We start from the raw sequence: 17,426 nt of genomic DNA on the forward strand, positions 1-17,426 counted from the left end.
CCGGTCATCGAACAACCGGAGTCCATGCAGGTCAAGCGAACCCGATCAAGGTTTTCCGAACACGTAGAAACTCAGGTTGGCCGAACTCTTGCCGGCGGCGAACAAGCCACGCAGGTTGCTCATCGAAACGCTGCGAATATTGAAGGTCTCCTGGGCGGAGTAGTTCGCATCGATACTGACGTACTGCAGGTTCTTGTCGCTGCCGCCAGAGTAGTCCAGGCGCACCATGAACGTGCCCGCACCGGCGGTGGTCCTGAGGATGAAGGATTTGTACTGCTGGATCTGCGCTTCGACGAAGTTCGCGCCGGCCCGCTCTCCCTCCTTGCCCTTCACATCGCAACGACCGCTGCTCAGGTAGGTATACCCTGGAGGCACCTGAACATCGGCGGCCAGTTCTTCATCAAAAGCCTTTTGTTGCTGTGCCATGACTCATGCTCCTTATGAGTGGGACTTGCTTACCGCACGGGTGAGTGTACTAGCGTCCCGTGGGTCGGTTTGTCCAGCAGACAAGCGGAACACTCATCTGAATATCAATTCGAATCAATAGCCACTCAAAAAGAATTTCAGGTACAAGCCCCGGTTCAGGGGCCTGATCCCCAGGAATGGGGATCAGGCACTGGCCTGCAGAAACACGAAGATCGCCACCACATCCACAGCCAGCACGGCAGCCACGACGAAGCTCATGAAATAGAAGTCATCCTGGAACATGTCTGCTCTCCCGCATGATCGGTTTCCTGGGTTCAAGCAACTCCCATTCCAGCCCGCCAGCGCCAGGACAACGTCCATTGGTCAGGCGAGACGGGTGTTTCAGGCAAACAGGCGTTTACTGATGGTCATGCCCTCCGGCTCTCGCAAGGATGCCCATCAAGGTGTGCCCCCATGAGACGCATCCAGAAGATCATCCAGCAGCGTCGTCGGCAGCTGCATGTCCACATTCCGCCCAGCGAATTGAAGGGAATGCAGTGTGGCGATGGGGCCGGCACGGCGAAACCGCTGCCGCCGCTAGAGGTTCGCCAGGTAGGAATGAGAAGAGCCGCGCTTGAGGGATCGACCACTGACTGAACAGGCCCTGCCCAAGCTGTTAGAGTGAGCCAGGAGCCAGATCCAATGAGGCCTGTTTACCAGGTTGGCGATAGACTCCTGCCCGGCCCAGACAGGCGATGCCAGGAGGCAATCAATGCAGCCGATCACTTTGCGCAAAGCGCTGCCTCAGGATGCCCTGTGCCTTGCCGCACTGGGTATCCAGGTATTTCTCGACACCTATGCCACCGAAGGCATACGCGACGCGATCGCCCAGGAAGCCCTGGACGCCTTCTCGCCAGACAACCTGTCGAAGGTGATTGCCAGACCAGATACCTTCATCACGCTCGCAGAGATTGACGGGCATCTGGACAATGCTCGGCCACGGGCATTGATCCAACAGCAGATCGCCTCGCTGATCAGCGGGTTCCTGGCGCAGTCATTCAACAACTGAGGATCGCGGACACCGCTCGACGACCTATCCTTCAAGTTCAAGCAGGAGGGATGGGAAATGTGCGGACGGCTGAGCCAGTACCGCGGGCTCCATGACTTCGTTGAAACCCTGAGCATGCCGCGGGCCTGGCGGAACAATGTCGGTGAGCAGCCGCTCGGTCATTACAACGTTGCACCGAGCACGCAGGTTGCAGTGCTTCGAGTAGATGGCACAGGCCCGCGTGCAGACATGGTCAGGTGGGGATGGCGCCCGCACTGGGCGACCGACCGTGCTGCGCCGATCAATGCCCGCGTCGAAAAGGTGGCGCACGGTGCCTTCTTTCGGGCGATATGGCCATACCGTGCCATCACCCCGGTGGACGGCTGGTATGAATGGGTGGATGAAGGCGGGCCGAAGAAGCAGCCCTACTACATCCGCCGACGCGACGGTCGCCCTGCCCTGTGCGCCGCCATCGGCCAGTTCGCCGGCAACGATCATGACGGGTTCGTGATCATCACCGCCGATGCCCAGGGCGGCCTGGTCGACGTGCACGACCGGCGACCGGTTGTGCTGCCATCTGGCCTGGCTAAAGAATGGATGTCGGCCCCTATGCCCAGTGAACACGCCGAGCAGTTGCTGCTCAACCTGGGCGAGCCGTCGGAGACTTTTGAGTGGTACCGGGTGGGCGCTGCAGTGGGTAACGTACGCAATCAAGGACAGGATCTGATCGAACCAGTTCAGTGAAGGACTAGCGACTGGCAAGGGGCTTCAGGTTAGCTCCGTCCACTTCAATCAGCAGCTGTCCAGACAGCCAGCTCATAGCCATCTGGGTCGATGAAGTGGAACCGTTTTCCACCTGGGAACGAAAACACTTCCCGGCTGATCTTGCCGCCCGCCGCCACGACACTGTTCTCGGCCTTGGCAAGATCGCCTGCGTACAGGATGACCAAAGGCCCTCCTGGCCTGACCGGCTCGCCCGTGGTGAAGCCACCGGTAAGCCGACCGTCACTGAACTCGGTGTATGTCGGACCGTAGTCCATGAAGGTCCAACCGAACACCGCGCCGTAAAAATCCTTGCTGCGCTTGATGTCGCTGACGTTGAACTCGATGTTGTCGATCTGACTATCCTTCCCTCGATTGCTCATTGGCACCTCCCTGTTGGAGGCAGGAATCTACCATAGCCCGGCTACAGCCGCCTTCAATGCCCGCGTAGAACCAGATACAGAATCGCCTGGGCAAGACCTGCTACAACTTTTGCCAGTCATGCTGGCGCTGGGCGGATGAAAAAGCCAGGCTGGATCACACCTCGATTTGGACGAGTCCGCTACGTTAAAGATTGCAGGTGTATTGATACTCGAAGGGAAAGAAGACGGTGTCGACCACCAGAGAAAACGGCGCGTCTAGCAGTAGAAAAGGGATCAGCTTTCCTTTGGATGTGCCTACCAGCCACCAATCGAACCTGAGGCCGATGTAAGGACAACGGTGCTTGTCATAATCCATGCGCATGGCGGTGGCCATGCATCCGTTCAAGCTGGCACCAGTAAAATCGCCATGCAAATCACGTAAACTCCTTTTTGCTTCCTTGCACAGCCCCCTATAGACGCCGTTGCGTGGCGTGGGTCACCCACTGGCGCCGATGGTCAAGAGGCTGAGTGAACTGGGGATCAGGAGAGCCCCCATACAACTGTCGTCACACCTATGCGACAATAGCCGCAATGTCTGGCCTCAACTCCCGCATTTATCACCCAACAGCTGGGTCACAGCGTGCGCATGCTGCTGTCGACGCATGCGCGTTGGCTCAACTCAAGCTCCGACTGGAGCGAGCTGGACACGCTCAGGATTGGTATCAGATCGGTATCAGCTGAAAATCCAGCCACGTAAGCTACTGATAGGTAAGCGCTTTGATCTCCACCGCCAATATCACCATGCAGTTCGGCTCCAAGCCCCTGTTCGAAAACGTCTCGGTCAAATTCAACAACGGCAACCGCTACGGCCTGATCGGCGCCAACGGTTGCGGCAAGTCGACCTTCATGAAGATCCTCGGCGGCGACCTGGAGCCGTCCGGCGGCCAGGTGATGCTCGAGCCCAACACCCGCCTGGGCAAGCTGCGCCAGGATCAGTTCGCCTATGAAGAATTCACCGTGATCGACACGGTGATCATGGGCCACGAGCAGCTGTGGAAGGTCAAGGCCGAACGCGACCGCATCTACTCGCTGCCGGAGATGACCGAGGAAGACGGCATGGCCGTCGCCGAGCTGGAAACCGAATTCGCCGAGATGGACGGCTATACCGCCGAATCCCGCGCCGGCGAACTGCTGCTGGGCCTGGGCATTCCCCTGGAACAGCACTTCGGCCCGATGAGCGAAGTCGCTCCCGGCTGGAAGCTGCGTGTGCTGCTGGCCCAGGCGCTGTTCTCCGACCCGGACGTGCTGCTGCTCGACGAGCCGACCAACCACCTGGACATCAACACCATCCGCTGGCTGGAAACCATCCTCACCGCGCGCAACAGCACCATGGTGATCATTTCCCACGACCGCCACTTCCTCAACAGCGTCTGCACCCACATGGCCGACCTGGACTACGGTGAGCTGCGTCTGTTCCCGGGCAACTACGACGAGTACATGACCGCGGCCACCCAGGCCCGCGAGCAACTGCTGTCGGACAACGCCAAGAAGAAAGCCCAGATCGCCGAACTGCAGACCTTCGTCAGCCGCTTCTCGGCCAACGCCTCGAAAGCCAAGCAGGCCACCTCGCGCGCCAAGCAGATCGACAAGATCCAGTTGGCCGAGGTCAAGCCGTCGAGCCGGGTAAGCCCGTTCATCCGCTTCGAGCAGACCAAGAAGCTGCACCGCCAGGCGGTCACCGTCGAGAAGATGGCCAAGGCCTTCGACGACAAGGTGCTGTTCAAGGACTTCAGCTTCACCATCGAAGCCGGCGAACGCGTGGCCATCATCGGCCCCAACGGCATCGGCAAGACCACCCTGCTGCGCACCCTGGTCGGCGAGATGACCCCGGACAAGGGCGAAGTGAAGTGGACCGACAGCGCCGAGGTGGGCTACTACGCCCAGGACCACGCCCACGACTTCGAGGACGACGTCACCTTGTTCGACTGGATGGGTCAGTGGACCAGCGGCGAGCAAGTGATCCGTGGCACCCTGGGACGCATGCTGTTCTCCAACGACGAGATCCTCAAGTCGGTAAAGGTGATTTCCGGTGGTGAACAGGGCCGCATGCTGTTCGGCAAGCTGATCCTGCAGAAACCCAACGTGCTGGTGATGGACGAACCGACCAACCACCTGGACATGGAGTCGATCGAGGCGCTGAACCTGGCGCTGGAGAACTACCCGGGCACCCTGCTGTTCGTCAGCCACGACCGTGAGTTCGTGTCGTCGCTGGCCACCCGCATCATCGAGCTGACGGCCGATGGCGTGGTGGACTTCAGCGGGACCTACGACGACTACCTGCGCAGCCAGGGTGTCGTGGTCTGAGGTAAAAAACATGCCTGGTCGCCTTGCGGCGACTGGGCTTGTCCGTCAGTCAGTCCTGCTTGAGATGGACCACCAAGCGACGCAACATCGCATCACACCCCTGCAACTGCTCGACACTGACGAACTCGTCGGGCTTGTGCCCCTGGTCCATGCTGCCTGGTCCACAGACCACCGTGGGGATACCCGCCTGGTCGAACAGTCCGCCCTCGGTGCCGAACGCCACGGTACCGAAATCGTCCGAACCGCTAAGCAACGCCACCCACTGTGCGGCCTCGCTCTCGGCTGACGTGGCCAGACCCGGATAAGCACTCAACGCGCGCAAGCGAATATCACTGGTCGCATTGACGGCACGCATGCGCGGCAGCAGCTCGGCCTCGGCGTAGCTTTGCAAGCGGTCGGCCACGGCCTGGGCCTCGAAGCCGGGCAAGGCGCGCACTTCGAAATCGAACTCGCACTCCTCGGGGACGATATTCAGCGCCCGGCCGCCCTTGATTATCCCGGTCTGCACCGTGGAGAACGGCGGATCGAAGCGCTCGTCGTGATGCTCGGGGCGCGCCAGGTCGTCACCGATCTCGCCCAGCTTGCCGATCAGCCGCGCCGCGTACTCGATGGCATTGACGCCGTAGGGGGCATAGGCCGAGTGGCAGGCCGCGCCATGCACCTGGCAGCGCATGGCCAGCTTGCCCTTGTGGCCGAGCACAGGCTTGAGTTCAGTGGGCTCGCCGATCAGGCACAGGCGCGGCTTGTGCGGGCGCTGCGCCAGGGCGGCGAGCATCGAGCGCACGCCCAGGCAGCCCACTTCCTCGTCATAGGAAAACGCCAGGTGCACCGGCAGCTTCAGCGGCTGGGCGAGAAACGCCGGCACCGCCGCCAGCACCGAGGCGATAAAGCCTTTCATGTCCGCTGTGCCGCGGCCGTACAGGCGCCCTTCGCGTTCAGTCAGCCGGAACGGTTCGACGGTCCAGGTCTGGCCCTCCACCGGCACTACGTCGGTGTGCCCGGAGAGCACCACGCCGCCACGGTCGGCGGGGCCGATGGTGGCGAACAGATTGGCCTTGGTACCCTCCTCGTTGTGGAACAGCTCGCTGGCAACGTCAAGTCCGGCCAGGTAATCGCGGATGAAGGCGATCAGTTCGAGGTTGGAATCGCGACTGACCGTGGCGAACCCGACCAAGCGCTCCAACAGCGCACGGCTGGAAACCTCATTCATCGCCCGGCACTCCATAGCTCGGTGCTGCGGTCGGGTTCAGGGCGCGGGTCACATAGTCCTGCATCTGCGGGCGGTAGGCCTGCCAGAGGCTGTCCAGCTCGCCGATGGGATCGTGCTCGACCCAGTCCACGCGCAGGTCCACCAAGGGCCAGGTCAGCTCGCCGGCGATCTTCAACGCCGCCGAGTGCACCGGCCCCGCCTCACCGCCTGCGGCCATGGCCGCGTGCATCGCCGCCAGCAGACGGTCGGCCAGGTGGCCGCCGGCGTGTTCGAACGCCGTCACCATGGCCTCGATCACCGCCCGCGACGACAGCAGATTGCCGGCCGCCGCGCATTGCTCGCCGGCCACGGCGTTGTGCACGCCCAGGGCCTCCTTGCCGGTGAACAGCGCCACCTGGCCCTGGCTGTCGATCACCGTGACCTGGCGATATTCGCTCCAGCCATTGGCGCTCAGCACCCGGTCCAGCGCCGCGGCGGGCGGCAGCTGGCCCTGTTCGAGGGCGTCGAGGATCTGTGGGCCGAGGGCCGGCAAGGTGATGTTCTGGGTGGCCACGGCACCAACCCCGGCGCGCACCCACGGGCAGCGGGCGCCGACGGCGATGCTCGATGAACTGATGGCGATGCCGACCTGGCCGGTTTCCTGGCAGCGGCCGATGATGGAGAAGGTCATGGTGCAGCTCCTGTGTTGAGGTTACCGGCATTCTCGGTGGGCCCCGGGAGCTGCGAAACCAACATTTTCCTCGGTACTGGGCAGGAAAAAACTAAGGCGGCGCAAATGCATCCTGTGTAGGAGCGGCCTTGCGCCGCGAAAGGGTTGCGTAGCAGCCCCGGGATTTGTGCCCACCTCAAGATTGCCGGGGCTGCTCTGCAGCCCTTTCGCGGCACAAGGCCGCTCCTACAAGGCCCCATGCAACCCTGAACATCCGCGTCACAACGCAGGCCTTCGCCAATTTATCGGCAACCCCCAGCTAAATACTATTTTCGCGATTTCCCGCCCATCCCTAGTCTGGCCCCAGGCAAAGGCGGTCCCCACCGACCTGAACAAGAACGCCGCTGAAGAAGGGCTGGGACATGACACTGAACAACATCGAAATCGACACCCTCGTGGTCGGCGCCGGCCAGGCCGGCGTGGCCATGAGCGAACACCTGAGCAAGCTCGGCGTGCCGCACCTGGTGCTGGAGCGCAAGCGCATCGCCGAGGCCTGGCGTACCGGGCGCTGGGATTCGCTGGTGGCCAACGGGCCAGTCTGGCACGACCGCTTCCCGGGCCTGGAATTCGACCTCGACGCCGACGCCTTCGCCGGCAAGGACCAGGTCGCCGACTACTTCGAGCAATACGTGCGCAAGTACAACCTGCCGGTACGCACCGGCGTCGAGGTGAGGAAGGTGGTGCGCAACGCCGACCGCCCGGGCTTCACCATCGACACCAACCAGGGCGTGATCCGCGCCAACCGCGTGGTGGCCGCCACCGGTCCGTTCCAGCGCCCGGTGATCCCGGCCATCGCGCCGAAGGACGAGGGCCTGCACCAGATCCACTCCGCCGCCTACTTCAACCCCGAGCAGTTGCCCGAGGGCGCGGTGCTGGTGGTCGGCGCCGGCTCCTCCGGGGTGCAGATCGCCGAGGAACTGATGCGCGCCGGGCGCCAGGTGTACCTCTCGGTCGGCGCCCATGACCGTCCGCCGCGCAGCTACCGCAACCGCGATTTCTGCTGGTGGCTGGGCGTGCTCGGCGAGTGGGACGCGGAGATCGCCAAGCCTGGCCGTGAGCACGTGACCATCGCCGTGTCCGGCGCCCGTGGTGGCCATACCGTGGACTTTCGCGCCCTCGCCCATCAGGGCATGACCCTGGTCGGCCTGACCCAGTCGTTCGAGGGCGGTGTGGCCCGCTTCCAGGACAACCTGGCCGAGAACATCAACCGCGGCGACGAGAACTACCTGGCCCTGCTGGACGCCGCCGACGCCTATATCGAGCGCAACGGCCTGGACCTGCCGGAAGAACCCGAGGCACGCAAGCGCCTGCCCGACCCGGCCTGCGTCAGCCAGCCATTGCTGGAATTGAACCTCGCCCAGGCCAACGTCAGGACCATCATCTGGGCCACCGGCTACGGCGTGGATTTCAGCTGGCTACAGGTGGACGCCTTCGACGCCAACGGCAAGCCGCAACACCAGCGCGGCGTGTCGAAGGAGCCGGGCGTGTACTTCCTCGGCCTGCCCTGGCTGTCGCGCCGTGGCTCGTCGTTCATCTGGGGCGTATGGCACGACGCCAAGCACGTCGCCGGCCACATCGCCACCCAGCGCACCTACCTGGCCTACCGCGACCGCGAGCAGCGCGCGGCGGATGAGCAGCAACCCTCGATCAGCAACGTCAGCACCTTCGGAGCCCTCTGATGCCTACCCACACTCGCATCCGCATGTTCAACACCAAAGCCACCTACCCCAACCAGACCCTGGACAACGACCTGTGCCAGGCGGTGCGGGCCGGCAACACCATCTACGTGCGCGGGCAGGTCGGCACCGACTTCGAAGGCCGGCTGGTGGGCCTGGGCGATCCGCAGGCCCAGGCCGAGCAGGCGATGAAGAACGTCAAGCAGCTGCTCGAAGAAGCCGGCTCGGACCTGTCGCACATCGTCAAGACCACTACCTACATTACCGACCCGCGCTTTCGCGAGCCGGTATACAAGGAGGTGGGCAAGTGGCTCAAGGGGGTGTTCCCGATTTCCACCGGGCTGGTGGTGGCGGGGTTGGCCCAGGCTGAATGGCTGATGGAGATCGATGTGATCGCGGTGGTGCCGGATCAGGTGTGACCGCTAAAAAAATCGCGGGGCAAGCCCGCTCCCACGCCTTGAGTCCACAATGACTCAAAGCGTGGGAGCGGGCTTGCCCCGCGATCGGCGTCAATGCCGGGCGCCGCGCTCGACGCCGCCCATCTGCCCAAACCGCCCGGCCTGGAAATCATCGAACGACTCGGCGATTTCCGCCTGGCTGTTCATCACGAACGGCCCGTAGCCAACAATCGGCTCGTCGATCGGCTCGCCGCTGAGCAGCAGCACGCTCACCTCCTCCAGCGCCTCAAGGCGCACATCGCTGCCATCGCGCTCCAGCAGCACCAGGCTGGCAGGGCCGGCCTCACGCTCGTCGTTGACCCGCAGGTTACCCCGCAGCACCACCAGCGCGGCATTGCGCCCGGCGGCCAAGGGCAGTTGCAACGTGGCGCCGGCCCTCAGCCGCAGGTCCCAGACATCCATCTCGGTGAAGGTACGCGCCGGCCCCTGATGATCCAGGTAACGTCCGGCAATCACCCGCAAACTGCCCGCCTCACCTGCCAGCGCCACCACGGGAATGTCGTTGGCCAGCAGCGTCTGGTAGCCCGCCGCGGCACGCTTGTCCTTGGCCGGCAGGTTGACCCACAGTTGCACCATCTCCAGGGTGCCGCCGCTACGGGCAAAGGCCGGGGAATGGAACTCCTCGTGGATGATGCCTCCCGCGGCGGTCATCCATTGCACATCGCCCGGGCCGATCAGGCCGCCGGCGCCGGTGGAGTCACGGTGCTCCAGTTCGCCCTGGTAGACGATGGTCACCGTCTCGAAACCGCGATGCGGATGCTGGCCGACGCCGCGACGGGCCGTGGTCGGGGTGAAGTCGTGGGGGCCGGCGTAGTCCAGCAGCAGGAACGGGCTGATGTGCCGGGCCAGGTGATCGTAGGTGAACAGGCTGCGCACCGGGAAGCCGTCGCCCACCCAATGGGCGTGGGGGCTGCGGTGGATACCTTGGATCTTTTTCATGAGAAGCCTCCTCTCGTGGATGGGAACCACCTTACAGATGAGGCCAATTGATCGGTAGATAGCTTAAATGGCCTGGATCGTTCCACCGATGGAACAATCAAACGTATCGCGGGGCAAGCCCGCTCCCACGCCAGAATGAAACAGGCAGTGGGAGCGGGCTTGCCCCGCGATTGGTATCAGCGTCGATCAGGCGATCGCCGCGTCTACCAGCACCTGGGCTTCAGCCACCAGGCGCGCCAGGTGCGCCTCGTCGATGAAGCTCTCGGCGTAGATCTTGTAGATGTCCTCGGTGCCCGAAGGACGGGCGGCGAACCAGCCGTTCTCGGTCATCACCTTCAGCCCGCCAATGGCCTGGTTGTTGCCCGGGGCGTGGCTGAGGATCTGCTGGATCGGCTCGCCGGCCAGCTCGGTGGACTTGACCTGCTCCGGTGCCAGCTTGCTCAGCAGCGCCTTCTGCCGCGCATCGGCCTTGGCCTCGACGCGGGTGGCGTAGGGTTTGCCCAGCTTGGCGGTCAGGTCGGCGTAGATCTGGCTCGGGTTGCGCCCGGTGCGGGCGGTCATTTCGGCCGCCAGCAGCGCCGGGATCAGGCCGTCCTTGTCGGTGGCCCAGACGCTGCCGTCCTTGCGCAGGAACGAGGCACCGGCGCTCTCTTCGCCGCCAAAGCCCAGCGAGCCGTCGAACAGGCCCTGGGCGAAGAACTTGAAGCCCACCGGCACTTCGTACAGCTCACGGCCCAGCGCGGCGGTGACCCGGTCGATCAGGCCACTGGAGACCACGGTCTTGCCCACCGCCGCGTCGCTGCGCCATTGCGGGCGGTTGCGGTACAGGTAGTCGATGGCCACGGCCAGGTAGTTGTTCGGCTGCAGCAGGCCGTCGGCGGTGACGATGCCGTGGCGGTCGTGGTCGGGGTCGCAGGCGAAGGCCACGTCGAAGCGCTCGCGCAGGCCGATCAGGCCCTGCATGGCATACGGCGAGGACGGGTCCATGCGAATCTGGCCGTCCCAGTCGACGGTCATGAAGCGGAAGGTCGGATCGACCTCGGTGTTGACCACTTCCAGGTTCAGCTGGTAGCGCTCGGCGATGGCCGACCAGTAGCGCACTCCAGCGCCGCCCAGCGGGTCGACGCCCAGGCGCAGATTGGCGCTGCGGATCACCTCGAAGTCGATGACGTTTTCCAGGTCGGCGACGTAGTTGCTGACGTAGTCGTGACGCTGGGTGGTCGGTGCCGCCAGCGCCTGCTTGTAATCCATGCGCTTGACGCCGGCCAGGTTCGCCGCCAGCAGCTCGTTGGCCTTGGCCTCGATCCACTTGGTCACGTCGCTGTCGGCCGGGCCGCCGTTGGGCGGGTTGTACTTGAAACCGCCGCTCTGCGGCGGGTTGTGCGACGGGGTGATGACGATGCCGTCGGCCAGGCCCTGCTGGCGGCCACGGTTGTAGCAGAGGATGGCGTGGGACACCGCCGGGGTCGGGGTGTACTCGTCATCCTGGCTCAGCATCACCTGCACGCCGTTGGCGGCCAGCACTTCCAGGGCGCTGGCGGCGGCCGGGGCGGACAACGCGTGGGTATCGGCGCCGATGAACAGCGGACCGTCGATGCCCTTTTCCTGGCGGTACAGGCAGATGGCCTGGGTGATCGCCAGCACGTGGTATTCGTTGAAGCTCAGCTCGAACGAAGTGCCGCGGTGCCCCGAGGTGCCGAAGGCCACGCGCTGGGCCGCCACCGCGGCGTCGGGACGGCCGGTGTAGTAGGCGGTCAACAGGCGGGGAATATCGACCAGCACGCTGGCCGGAGCCGGCTTGCCTGCCAAAGGACTGAGCGTCATGCGGAACCTCGAAATCAACAGAAGTAGGTGTTGGAACGCGCAGTGTACTGGGAGTTTCAGCGCCAGGCGATGGCCGCGTTCAGCCCAGTTGCCACCAGCCGGGGAACATCTGCCGCACCCGGGGCTCGGCGAAGCGCTCATCGATCAGCATCAGCACGCCACGGTCCTGGTCGCCGCGGATCACCCGGCCGGCGGCCTGGATCACCTTGCGCACGCCCGGGTACAGGTACGCGTAGTCGAAACCGGCGCCGAACTGGCGGCCCAGGCGCTGCTTGTACTGCTCGTTGACCGGGTTGACCTGGGGCAGCCCGAGGGTGGCGACGAAGGCGCCGATCAGGCGCGTGCCCGGCAGGTCCACGCCCTCGCCGAAGGCGCCACCGAGCACGGCGAAGCCCACCCCCTGCCCGTGCTCCACGAAACGCGCCAGGAAGGCCTCGCGCCCGGCCTCGTCCATGCCAGGCGCCTGGCACCAGATGGGCAGTGCCGCATAGCGCTCGGCCAGCAACCGCGCCACCTGTTCGAGGTATTCGAAGCTGCTGAAGAAAGCCAGGTAGTTGCCCGGCTGGCCGGCAAACTGGCCAGCGATCAGCTCGACGATCGGCGCCAGCGACGCCTGGCGCTGCTGGTAGCGAGTGGACACCTCGCTGACGATGCGCACCTGCAGCTGCTCGGCCCGGAACGGCGCGGCGACCTCCAGCCAGGCCGTGTCGGCGGGCATGCCCAGCAAGTCGCTGTAGAAGTGCCGCGGATTGAGCGTGGCGGAAAACAGCGTGACGCTGCGCGCCGCACTCATCCGCGGCCCCAGCAGCCGCGCCGGCACCACGTTGCGCAGGCACAGCGTGGCCAGCCGCCGCCCCCGTGGACCGTTGCGCGGGCTGATATCGAACAGGAAGTTCTCGTCGAACAGCTCGGCGATGCGGCAGAACTGCAGGGCCTGGAAGAAGAACTCCAGCACCTTGGGCTCGACCTCGGCGGGCGCCTGGTTCATGCGCTCCTGGATCAGCCCGATGCATTGCTGCAGGGCTCGCAGGAAGGCGTCCGGCAGCTGTTCGCTGGCCTGGTACGGCGCCACCTGGGCCTTGTACAGCGCGTTCCACTGCCGGTTCAGCCGGTCGAGGGCACTGCCCAGCCCGGCCGGCTTGCTCTGGCGCAGCGCCAACAACTGCCCCTGGTCGAGGCTGGCGCTGTACATCTGCCGCCCCCGTTCGACCAGGTTGTGCGCCTCGTCCACCAGTACCGCCGTGCGCCACTGGTTGGCCTGGGCCAGGCCGAACAGCAAGGCGTGGGCGTCGAAGTAGTAGTTGTAGTCAGCCACCAGCAGGTCGGCCCAGCGCGCCATCTCCTGGCCCAGGTAGTAGGGGCAGACCTGGTGCGCCAGGGCCACCTCGCGCAGGCTGGCGCGGTCGAGCAGCGACACCTGCGCGGCGGCTTCGCGGGCGGCAGGCAGGCGGTCGTAGAAGCCCCGCGCCAAGGGGCAGGACTCGCCATGGCAGGCGTTCTCGGGGTACTCGCAGGCCTTGTCGCGGGCGATCAGTTCGAGGCTGCGCAAGGCTGGTTGCGGCGACGCCCGGGTGATCTGGCGCAGCGCATCGAGGGCCAGGGCCCGGCCTGGGGTCTTGGCGGTAAGGAAGTAGAGCTTGTCCAACTGCTGCGGGACCACGGCCTTGAGCAGCGGGAACAGCGTACCGAGGGTCTTGCCGATGCCGGTGCTGGCCTGGGCCATCAGGCAGCGGCCGGTACTCACGGCCTTGTACAACGTTTCGGCCAGTTGGCGCTGGCCCTGCCTGAATGCGGGATAGGGGAATGTCAGCGCGCCAAGATCCCGGTCCCGCTCGCTCAGCCGCCGCTCCTGCGCCTGCGCCCAAGCCAGGAAGCGCTGGCACTGAGTCTCGAAGAAGCGCTTGAGCTCATCGGCTTGGTAACGCTCGCTGATCACTGTCTGGGCGTCACTGTCGACCTCGAGATAGACCAGCGCCACATCGATCACCGAGAGCTGCCGTGCCTGGCACAGCAACCAGGCATAGACCTTGGCCTGGGCCCAGTGCAGTTGGCGGTGATTGTCGGGCTGCCTGACCAGATCGCCGCGGTGGGTCTTGATCTCCTCCAGGCGATTGCACGCCGGATCGTAGCCATCGGCGCGACCGCGGACCCGCAGCCCCTGGTACTCGCCCTCCAGCGCCACCTCCGCTTCATAGCCGGCGCCGCGCCGCGCCACCACCCGGCGGTGCCCGGCAATGCCCTCCTGGGCGGTGGGCGACGGGGTGAAGCGCAGGTCGAGGTCGCCTACCTTGGCACTGAACTCGCACAGGGCGCGCACGGCCACGGTGTAACTCATGCCGGCACATCGCTCCAGCGCACATGGCAGACCGCGACCGGCAGCCCGTGGGCATGGCAGAACTCGAGCCAGCGCAGCTGGTTGTCCTGTAGCCGGTCGCCCGGCCCCTTGACCTCGATCATGCGGTAGCCGCCCAGCCCAGGCCAGAACTGGATCAGGTCGGGCATGCCGGCGCGGTTGGCACGGATATCCTGCAGCAGGCGCAGGAAGCAGGCCTTCAGGTGCGCGGGCGGCAGGTACTCGAGTGCCTGTTCGAGCAACGGCTCGTCGAGCATTTGCCAGAACACGAAAGGCGACTGCAGGCCTTGCTTGGCCTGGAAGCAGTGGCGGATGGCCTGGCGATGGCTGCCATCGTCCAGGCGTTCGAGGCAGGCGTCAAACAGTGCCGCGCGACGCTGCTGGAAGTCGACGTCGTGCAGGTCCTGCGGCCCGCTCTGGAACGGGTGGAAGAACGCCCCCGGCACCGGGGCGAAGATCGCCTCCCAGCACAGCAGGCCGAACAGGCTGTTGAACAGGGTGTTCTCGACGTAGTGAACGCTGCCGCCTTCCTGCTCCAAATGCTGGCGCACCGCCTCTTCCACCCCCAGCGCTGCCATTTCGGCCGGCAGTTCCAGTTCGACAAGTGTCACCGCCTCGCTGCGCCGGCGCGGCTGTGCCGGACCGCCAAGCTTGCGCGCCAGGCGTGGCAGCAGGCGTTCCAGGGCCTGGCGTTCCAGGGCGTTGGCAGGCGCCTGGGCCATGTGCTGGGCCAGGGCATGCGCCTCTGGCCATTGCTCGCTGCGCTCGTGGACCCGGACCTGGCGAATACGCGCCTCGGGGTGCGCGCAGCCAGCATAGATCCGCAGTGCCAGGTTCCAGTCCCCCAGACGCTCGCACTGTTGGCCGAGGCTGAACAGCAGGCGCGCCCGGCGCCGGGCCAGCCAGGGGTTGCTGTCGTCAAAACCGTCCAGCGCCGCCAGCAGCTCGGCGGGCGCGCCCCCCTGCTCCAGGCGCTCGGCGCACTGGTGCAGGGCCATGGCCAGGTCGACTTCGGCGCGCTGACGCAAGGCCCGTGAGTCGTTGCTGAATGCCACCTGTTCGTAGCGAAACACCCCGAGGTCGGCCAGCACGAAGTCCGACCAGCTCTGGTACAAATTGCCGAAGAACAGCAGGCGCAAGCGGTCGCACAACGGCTGCTGGCACCAGTGCAGGATCCGCAGCGGGAAACCGGGGCACCACTGGGCCAGCGGGCCAGGCGGCAAGCCCAGGGCCTGCAACTGCTCCAGCAGCTCGGCCTTGCCGGCGCGCGGCCTGGGAAGTCGCCCGGCGAAGCACGTCGCCAGCTCGTCCTTGCGCAGCAAAGCCCCTAGCTGCTCGATGGTCAACGGCGCATCGTCGGCCACCCAACCCAATACCAGCAGTGGCGCCAGGGCCGCCTCGGTCTCACCAATCTCGGCATAGTCGAGCTTGTCACTGCGAAACAGCTCGCCCTTGCGCATGACCATGCGCACCAGCAGGGCCTGACTGGGCACCGGCAGTTCGCTGAAGGTCTGGATGAAACCGTGCTCGTCGCGGTCCAGCAGGTCGGCATAGCGCTGCCCGACCCAGCTCAGGACCTGGCGAAAGTTGTGCAGGTAGTACAGGGGATCATCGACGGAATGGGCGATCACGGTGCAAGTCGGGTGTTGAGGAACAAGCACTGGTTATACATACAGACCACATGCCTGGGCAAGCGCGCTGGATCGACGGTCACACGATCGTTACGGGCGTCACCCAGGCAGCAGGCCTAGGCTTTGTACGAAAAGTGCCTGCGCGACGATCATGCTGCGTTGAAAACAGGCTCGGAATGCTCATTGACAACCAGTCAAGTCGGGCGCGACCCCGGCCGTTCCTCGCCTGTTTTCGCCTTGCCTGATCGCCGCTCGGCTACTTTTCGTACAAACCCTACTCGACGGCGCGCAACGGCGTATAGCCGCCGCACGGGCTGGCCGGCAAAGGCCGCAACCACAGGTCGCGTCGGCCCAGCAGTTGGAACAGGCGGCGGGCCTGGTGGCTGAGCGTACCGGCATACAACCCGCGCAGTTGCGCGAGCTGCAGGCCGCTGGTTTCAACCAGCCACTGGCTGACCGGCTCCGGGCAAGGACGACCCTGCAAGGCACGGTGCAGGTACGGCAGCGCGACGCGCATGCCCGGATGACAGCGCAGCACGAAGGTCTCGAGGTTGTGCCCTTGCGCCTCGAACGGGGTGAACAGCTGGCAGACCAGTTGTGCTTCGCTCACGCCATAGGCGCCGGCCAGGCGCGCCTGTGCCTCGCTGCGCAAGGCCCGCCCCTGGGGCCAGGCGGTCGAAGGCTGGCGCAAGCGCTGGAAGAACATATGGGTGCCTTCGCGATAGCTGCGCTGGTCGAGGTACTGCGCCTTGAGCCCATGCAGGTGGGCCAGCGGCAAGGGATCGAACAGCCCTGACGGCCCCTGGGCCTGACTGCCCTTGACGTCCTGCCGGCCGAGCATGCGGTCCAACGCTCCTCCGTCGTCCGGGTGGTGCAACAGGTCCTCGACCATGACCAGGCGCGGCTCGCCGCCGGGGTGGCGCAGCACGGGCGAAGTCGGCGGTTGCCAAGGATCGGCCAGCACCGCGCCCAACTGCTCCAGACCCGCCACCAGCACATTGTGAGGCGTCAAGGCGTGGGCCACCTCCACGGTATGGCGCAGGCAACGGCGTCCCCAAGCCAGCAGGCGATGGCGCTGGGCGAACGGCACGGCGCTGATCAGGATCTGTTCGCCGACCTCCCCCGCCAGCGCCTGGCCCAGGCTGTTGGCCAGCTCCAGGTAACCCCTGGCACCGAGCATCGCGTCCGGCTGCCCGCCGACCAGATGGCCGAACAGCAACCAGGCGTTGCCGGCATCGGCCAGTTGCTCGCCCGAGCAGGCCTGGCGGGCACCGAACGGGCCGAGCTGCCCACCATCGGCTCGCAGCAGCTCCACCCGCGGATCGTCGTGCAGGAACAGCGCGCTGAAGCAGCGGTCGTGAAGGGCCAGGGCGGTATCGTCGAGGGTCGGCAGACGGGCCGCCAGCACGCGCAGGCGGCAGGTGGCGCCATGGCGCAGGGCGATGCTCAACTGCGCGGCGCGCAGGCAGGCCAGCAGATGCGCGCTGCGCCGGTCGACGCCGTGCAGCACCAGCACCCGGACGTTGCCGACGTATTCCTGGCCGCCGGCGATGACCAGCAATCGCTGGACCAGCAGCTGCACCGAGGCGCGCTGGGCCTGGGTCATGTGCTCCAGCAGGCGCTGCAGGACTTGCTGGTAGACATAGTGCATGGCTTGGTCGTGGGTCTCGGTCATGCTATCGCTC

At 65.3% G+C, this 17,426-nt stretch carries 15 protein-coding genes and 2 pseudogenes; 7 read left to right on the forward strand and 10 right to left on the reverse strand.

Annotated elements, in window-relative coordinates; all coding sequences use genetic code 11:
* Positions 1-45 precede the first annotated feature (45 nt).
* Entirely contained in the window at positions 46-426 is a 381-nt protein-coding gene (locus K2O50_RS14020; RefSeq protein WP_050705403.1) for a hypothetical protein, read from the reverse strand.
* Positions 427-879: 453 nt separating this feature from the next.
* On the opposite strand from K2O50_RS14020, the gene K2O50_RS14025 reads away from it, so the two are divergent.
* The 3 genes and pseudogenes from K2O50_RS14025 (at position 880) to K2O50_RS14035 (ending at position 2,197) form a co-directional block, all read left to right on the forward strand.
* Positions 880-1,062: a hypothetical protein gene (locus tag K2O50_RS14025; protein WP_050705402.1), complete on the forward strand. Its 183-nt coding sequence runs from the start codon at positions 880-882 to the stop codon at positions 1,060-1,062.
* A gap of 115 nt (positions 1,063-1,177) precedes the next feature.
* Positions 1,178-1,390: pseudogene (locus K2O50_RS14030) on the forward strand (GNAT family N-acetyltransferase); the annotation flags it as partial.
* Positions 1,391-1,531: 141 nt separating this feature from the next.
* On the forward strand, positions 1,532-2,197 hold the full coding sequence (locus K2O50_RS14035; RefSeq protein ID WP_050705400.1) for an SOS response-associated peptidase: 666 nt from the start codon (positions 1,532-1,534) through the stop codon (positions 2,195-2,197).
* A 44-nt stretch (positions 2,198-2,241) separates the two neighbouring features.
* On the opposite strand, the gene K2O50_RS14040 is transcribed toward K2O50_RS14035, so the two are convergent.
* Both K2O50_RS14040 and K2O50_RS14045 read right to left on the reverse strand, forming a co-directional pair.
* Positions 2,242-2,598 carry a VOC family protein gene (locus K2O50_RS14040; protein WP_050705399.1) on the reverse strand — a complete coding sequence of 119 codons (357 nt, stop codon included), beginning with the start codon at positions 2,596-2,598 and terminating at the stop codon, positions 2,242-2,244.
* Positions 2,599-2,782: 184 nt separating this feature from the next.
* Positions 2,783-2,971, reverse strand: a complete 189-nt coding sequence (locus K2O50_RS14045; RefSeq protein ID WP_050705398.1) for a YceK/YidQ family lipoprotein — start codon at positions 2,969-2,971, stop codon at positions 2,783-2,785.
* A 155-nt stretch (positions 2,972-3,126) separates the two neighbouring features.
* On the opposite strand from K2O50_RS14045, the pseudogene K2O50_RS26660 reads away from it, so the two are divergent.
* A pseudogene (locus K2O50_RS26660) lies at positions 3,127-3,334 on the forward strand (site-specific integrase); the annotation flags it as partial.
* 20 nt (positions 3,335-3,354) lie between these two features.
* Positions 3,355-4,941, forward strand: coding sequence for an ABC-F family ATPase (locus tag K2O50_RS14050; RefSeq protein ID WP_050705397.1), 1,587 nt, complete (start codon positions 3,355-3,357; stop codon positions 4,939-4,941).
* A 49-nt stretch (positions 4,942-4,990) separates the two neighbouring features.
* Here K2O50_RS14050 and argE read toward each other — a convergent pair whose 3' ends face one another.
* Positions 4,991-6,151, reverse strand: a complete 1,161-nt coding sequence (gene argE / locus K2O50_RS14055; protein WP_050705396.1) for an acetylornithine deacetylase — start codon at positions 6,149-6,151, stop codon at positions 4,991-4,993.
* Positions 6,144-6,821 carry a DUF1028 domain-containing protein gene (locus tag K2O50_RS14060; protein ID WP_050705395.1) on the reverse strand — a complete coding sequence of 226 codons (678 nt, stop codon included), beginning with the start codon at positions 6,819-6,821 and terminating at the stop codon, positions 6,144-6,146. The genes argE and K2O50_RS14060 overlap by 8 nt, the downstream gene beginning before the upstream one ends.
* Before the next feature lie 401 nt (positions 6,822-7,222).
* On the opposite strand from K2O50_RS14060, the gene K2O50_RS14065 reads away from it, so the two are divergent.
* Positions 7,223-8,539: an NAD(P)/FAD-dependent oxidoreductase gene (locus K2O50_RS14065; protein ID WP_050705394.1), complete on the forward strand. Its 1,317-nt coding sequence runs from the start codon at positions 7,223-7,225 to the stop codon at positions 8,537-8,539.
* Entirely contained in the window at positions 8,539-8,955 is a 417-nt protein-coding gene (locus K2O50_RS14070) for a RidA family protein (RefSeq protein WP_050705393.1), read from the forward strand. The genes K2O50_RS14065 and K2O50_RS14070 overlap by 1 nt, the downstream gene beginning before the upstream one ends.
* A 90-nt stretch (positions 8,956-9,045) precedes the next feature.
* Here the strand turns inward: K2O50_RS14070 and K2O50_RS14075 are convergent, their stop codons facing one another.
* The 5 genes from K2O50_RS14075 to K2O50_RS14095 all read right to left on the reverse strand — a co-directional run bounded on the left by K2O50_RS14075 (position 9,046) and on the right by K2O50_RS14095 (position 17,416).
* Positions 9,046-9,933, reverse strand: a complete 888-nt coding sequence (locus K2O50_RS14075; RefSeq protein ID WP_050705392.1) for a pirin family protein — start codon at positions 9,931-9,933, stop codon at positions 9,046-9,048.
* Positions 9,934-10,119: 186 nt separating this feature from the next.
* A complete protein-coding gene (gene pgm, locus K2O50_RS14080) occupies positions 10,120-11,757 on the reverse strand; it encodes a phosphoglucomutase (alpha-D-glucose-1,6-bisphosphate-dependent) (protein ID WP_050705391.1) in 1,638 nt (545 codons plus the stop codon).
* 79 nt (positions 11,758-11,836) lie between these two features.
* The gene (locus K2O50_RS14085; protein ID WP_220689815.1) at positions 11,837-14,092 is read right to left on the reverse strand and encodes an ATP-dependent DNA helicase; all 2,256 of its coding nucleotides are present in this window, start codon (positions 14,090-14,092) and stop codon (positions 11,837-11,839) included.
* Complete coding sequence (locus K2O50_RS14090; RefSeq protein ID WP_050705389.1) at positions 14,089-15,741, reverse strand: VRR-NUC domain-containing protein; 1,653 nt, start codon at positions 15,739-15,741, stop codon at positions 14,089-14,091. Before K2O50_RS14090 ends, K2O50_RS14085 begins: the two co-directional genes overlap by 4 nt.
* 274 nt (positions 15,742-16,015) lie before the next feature.
* On the reverse strand, positions 16,016-17,416 hold the full coding sequence (locus K2O50_RS14095) for a hypothetical protein (protein ID WP_050705388.1): 1,401 nt from the start codon (positions 17,414-17,416) through the stop codon (positions 16,016-16,018).
* Positions 17,417-17,426: the final 10 nt, after the last annotated feature.

It is taken from the genome of Pseudomonas sp. 2hn, from assembly GCF_019646095.1.
In the GTDB taxonomy this organism is placed as follows: domain Bacteria; phylum Pseudomonadota; class Gammaproteobacteria; order Pseudomonadales; family Pseudomonadaceae; genus Aquipseudomonas; species Aquipseudomonas peradeniyensis.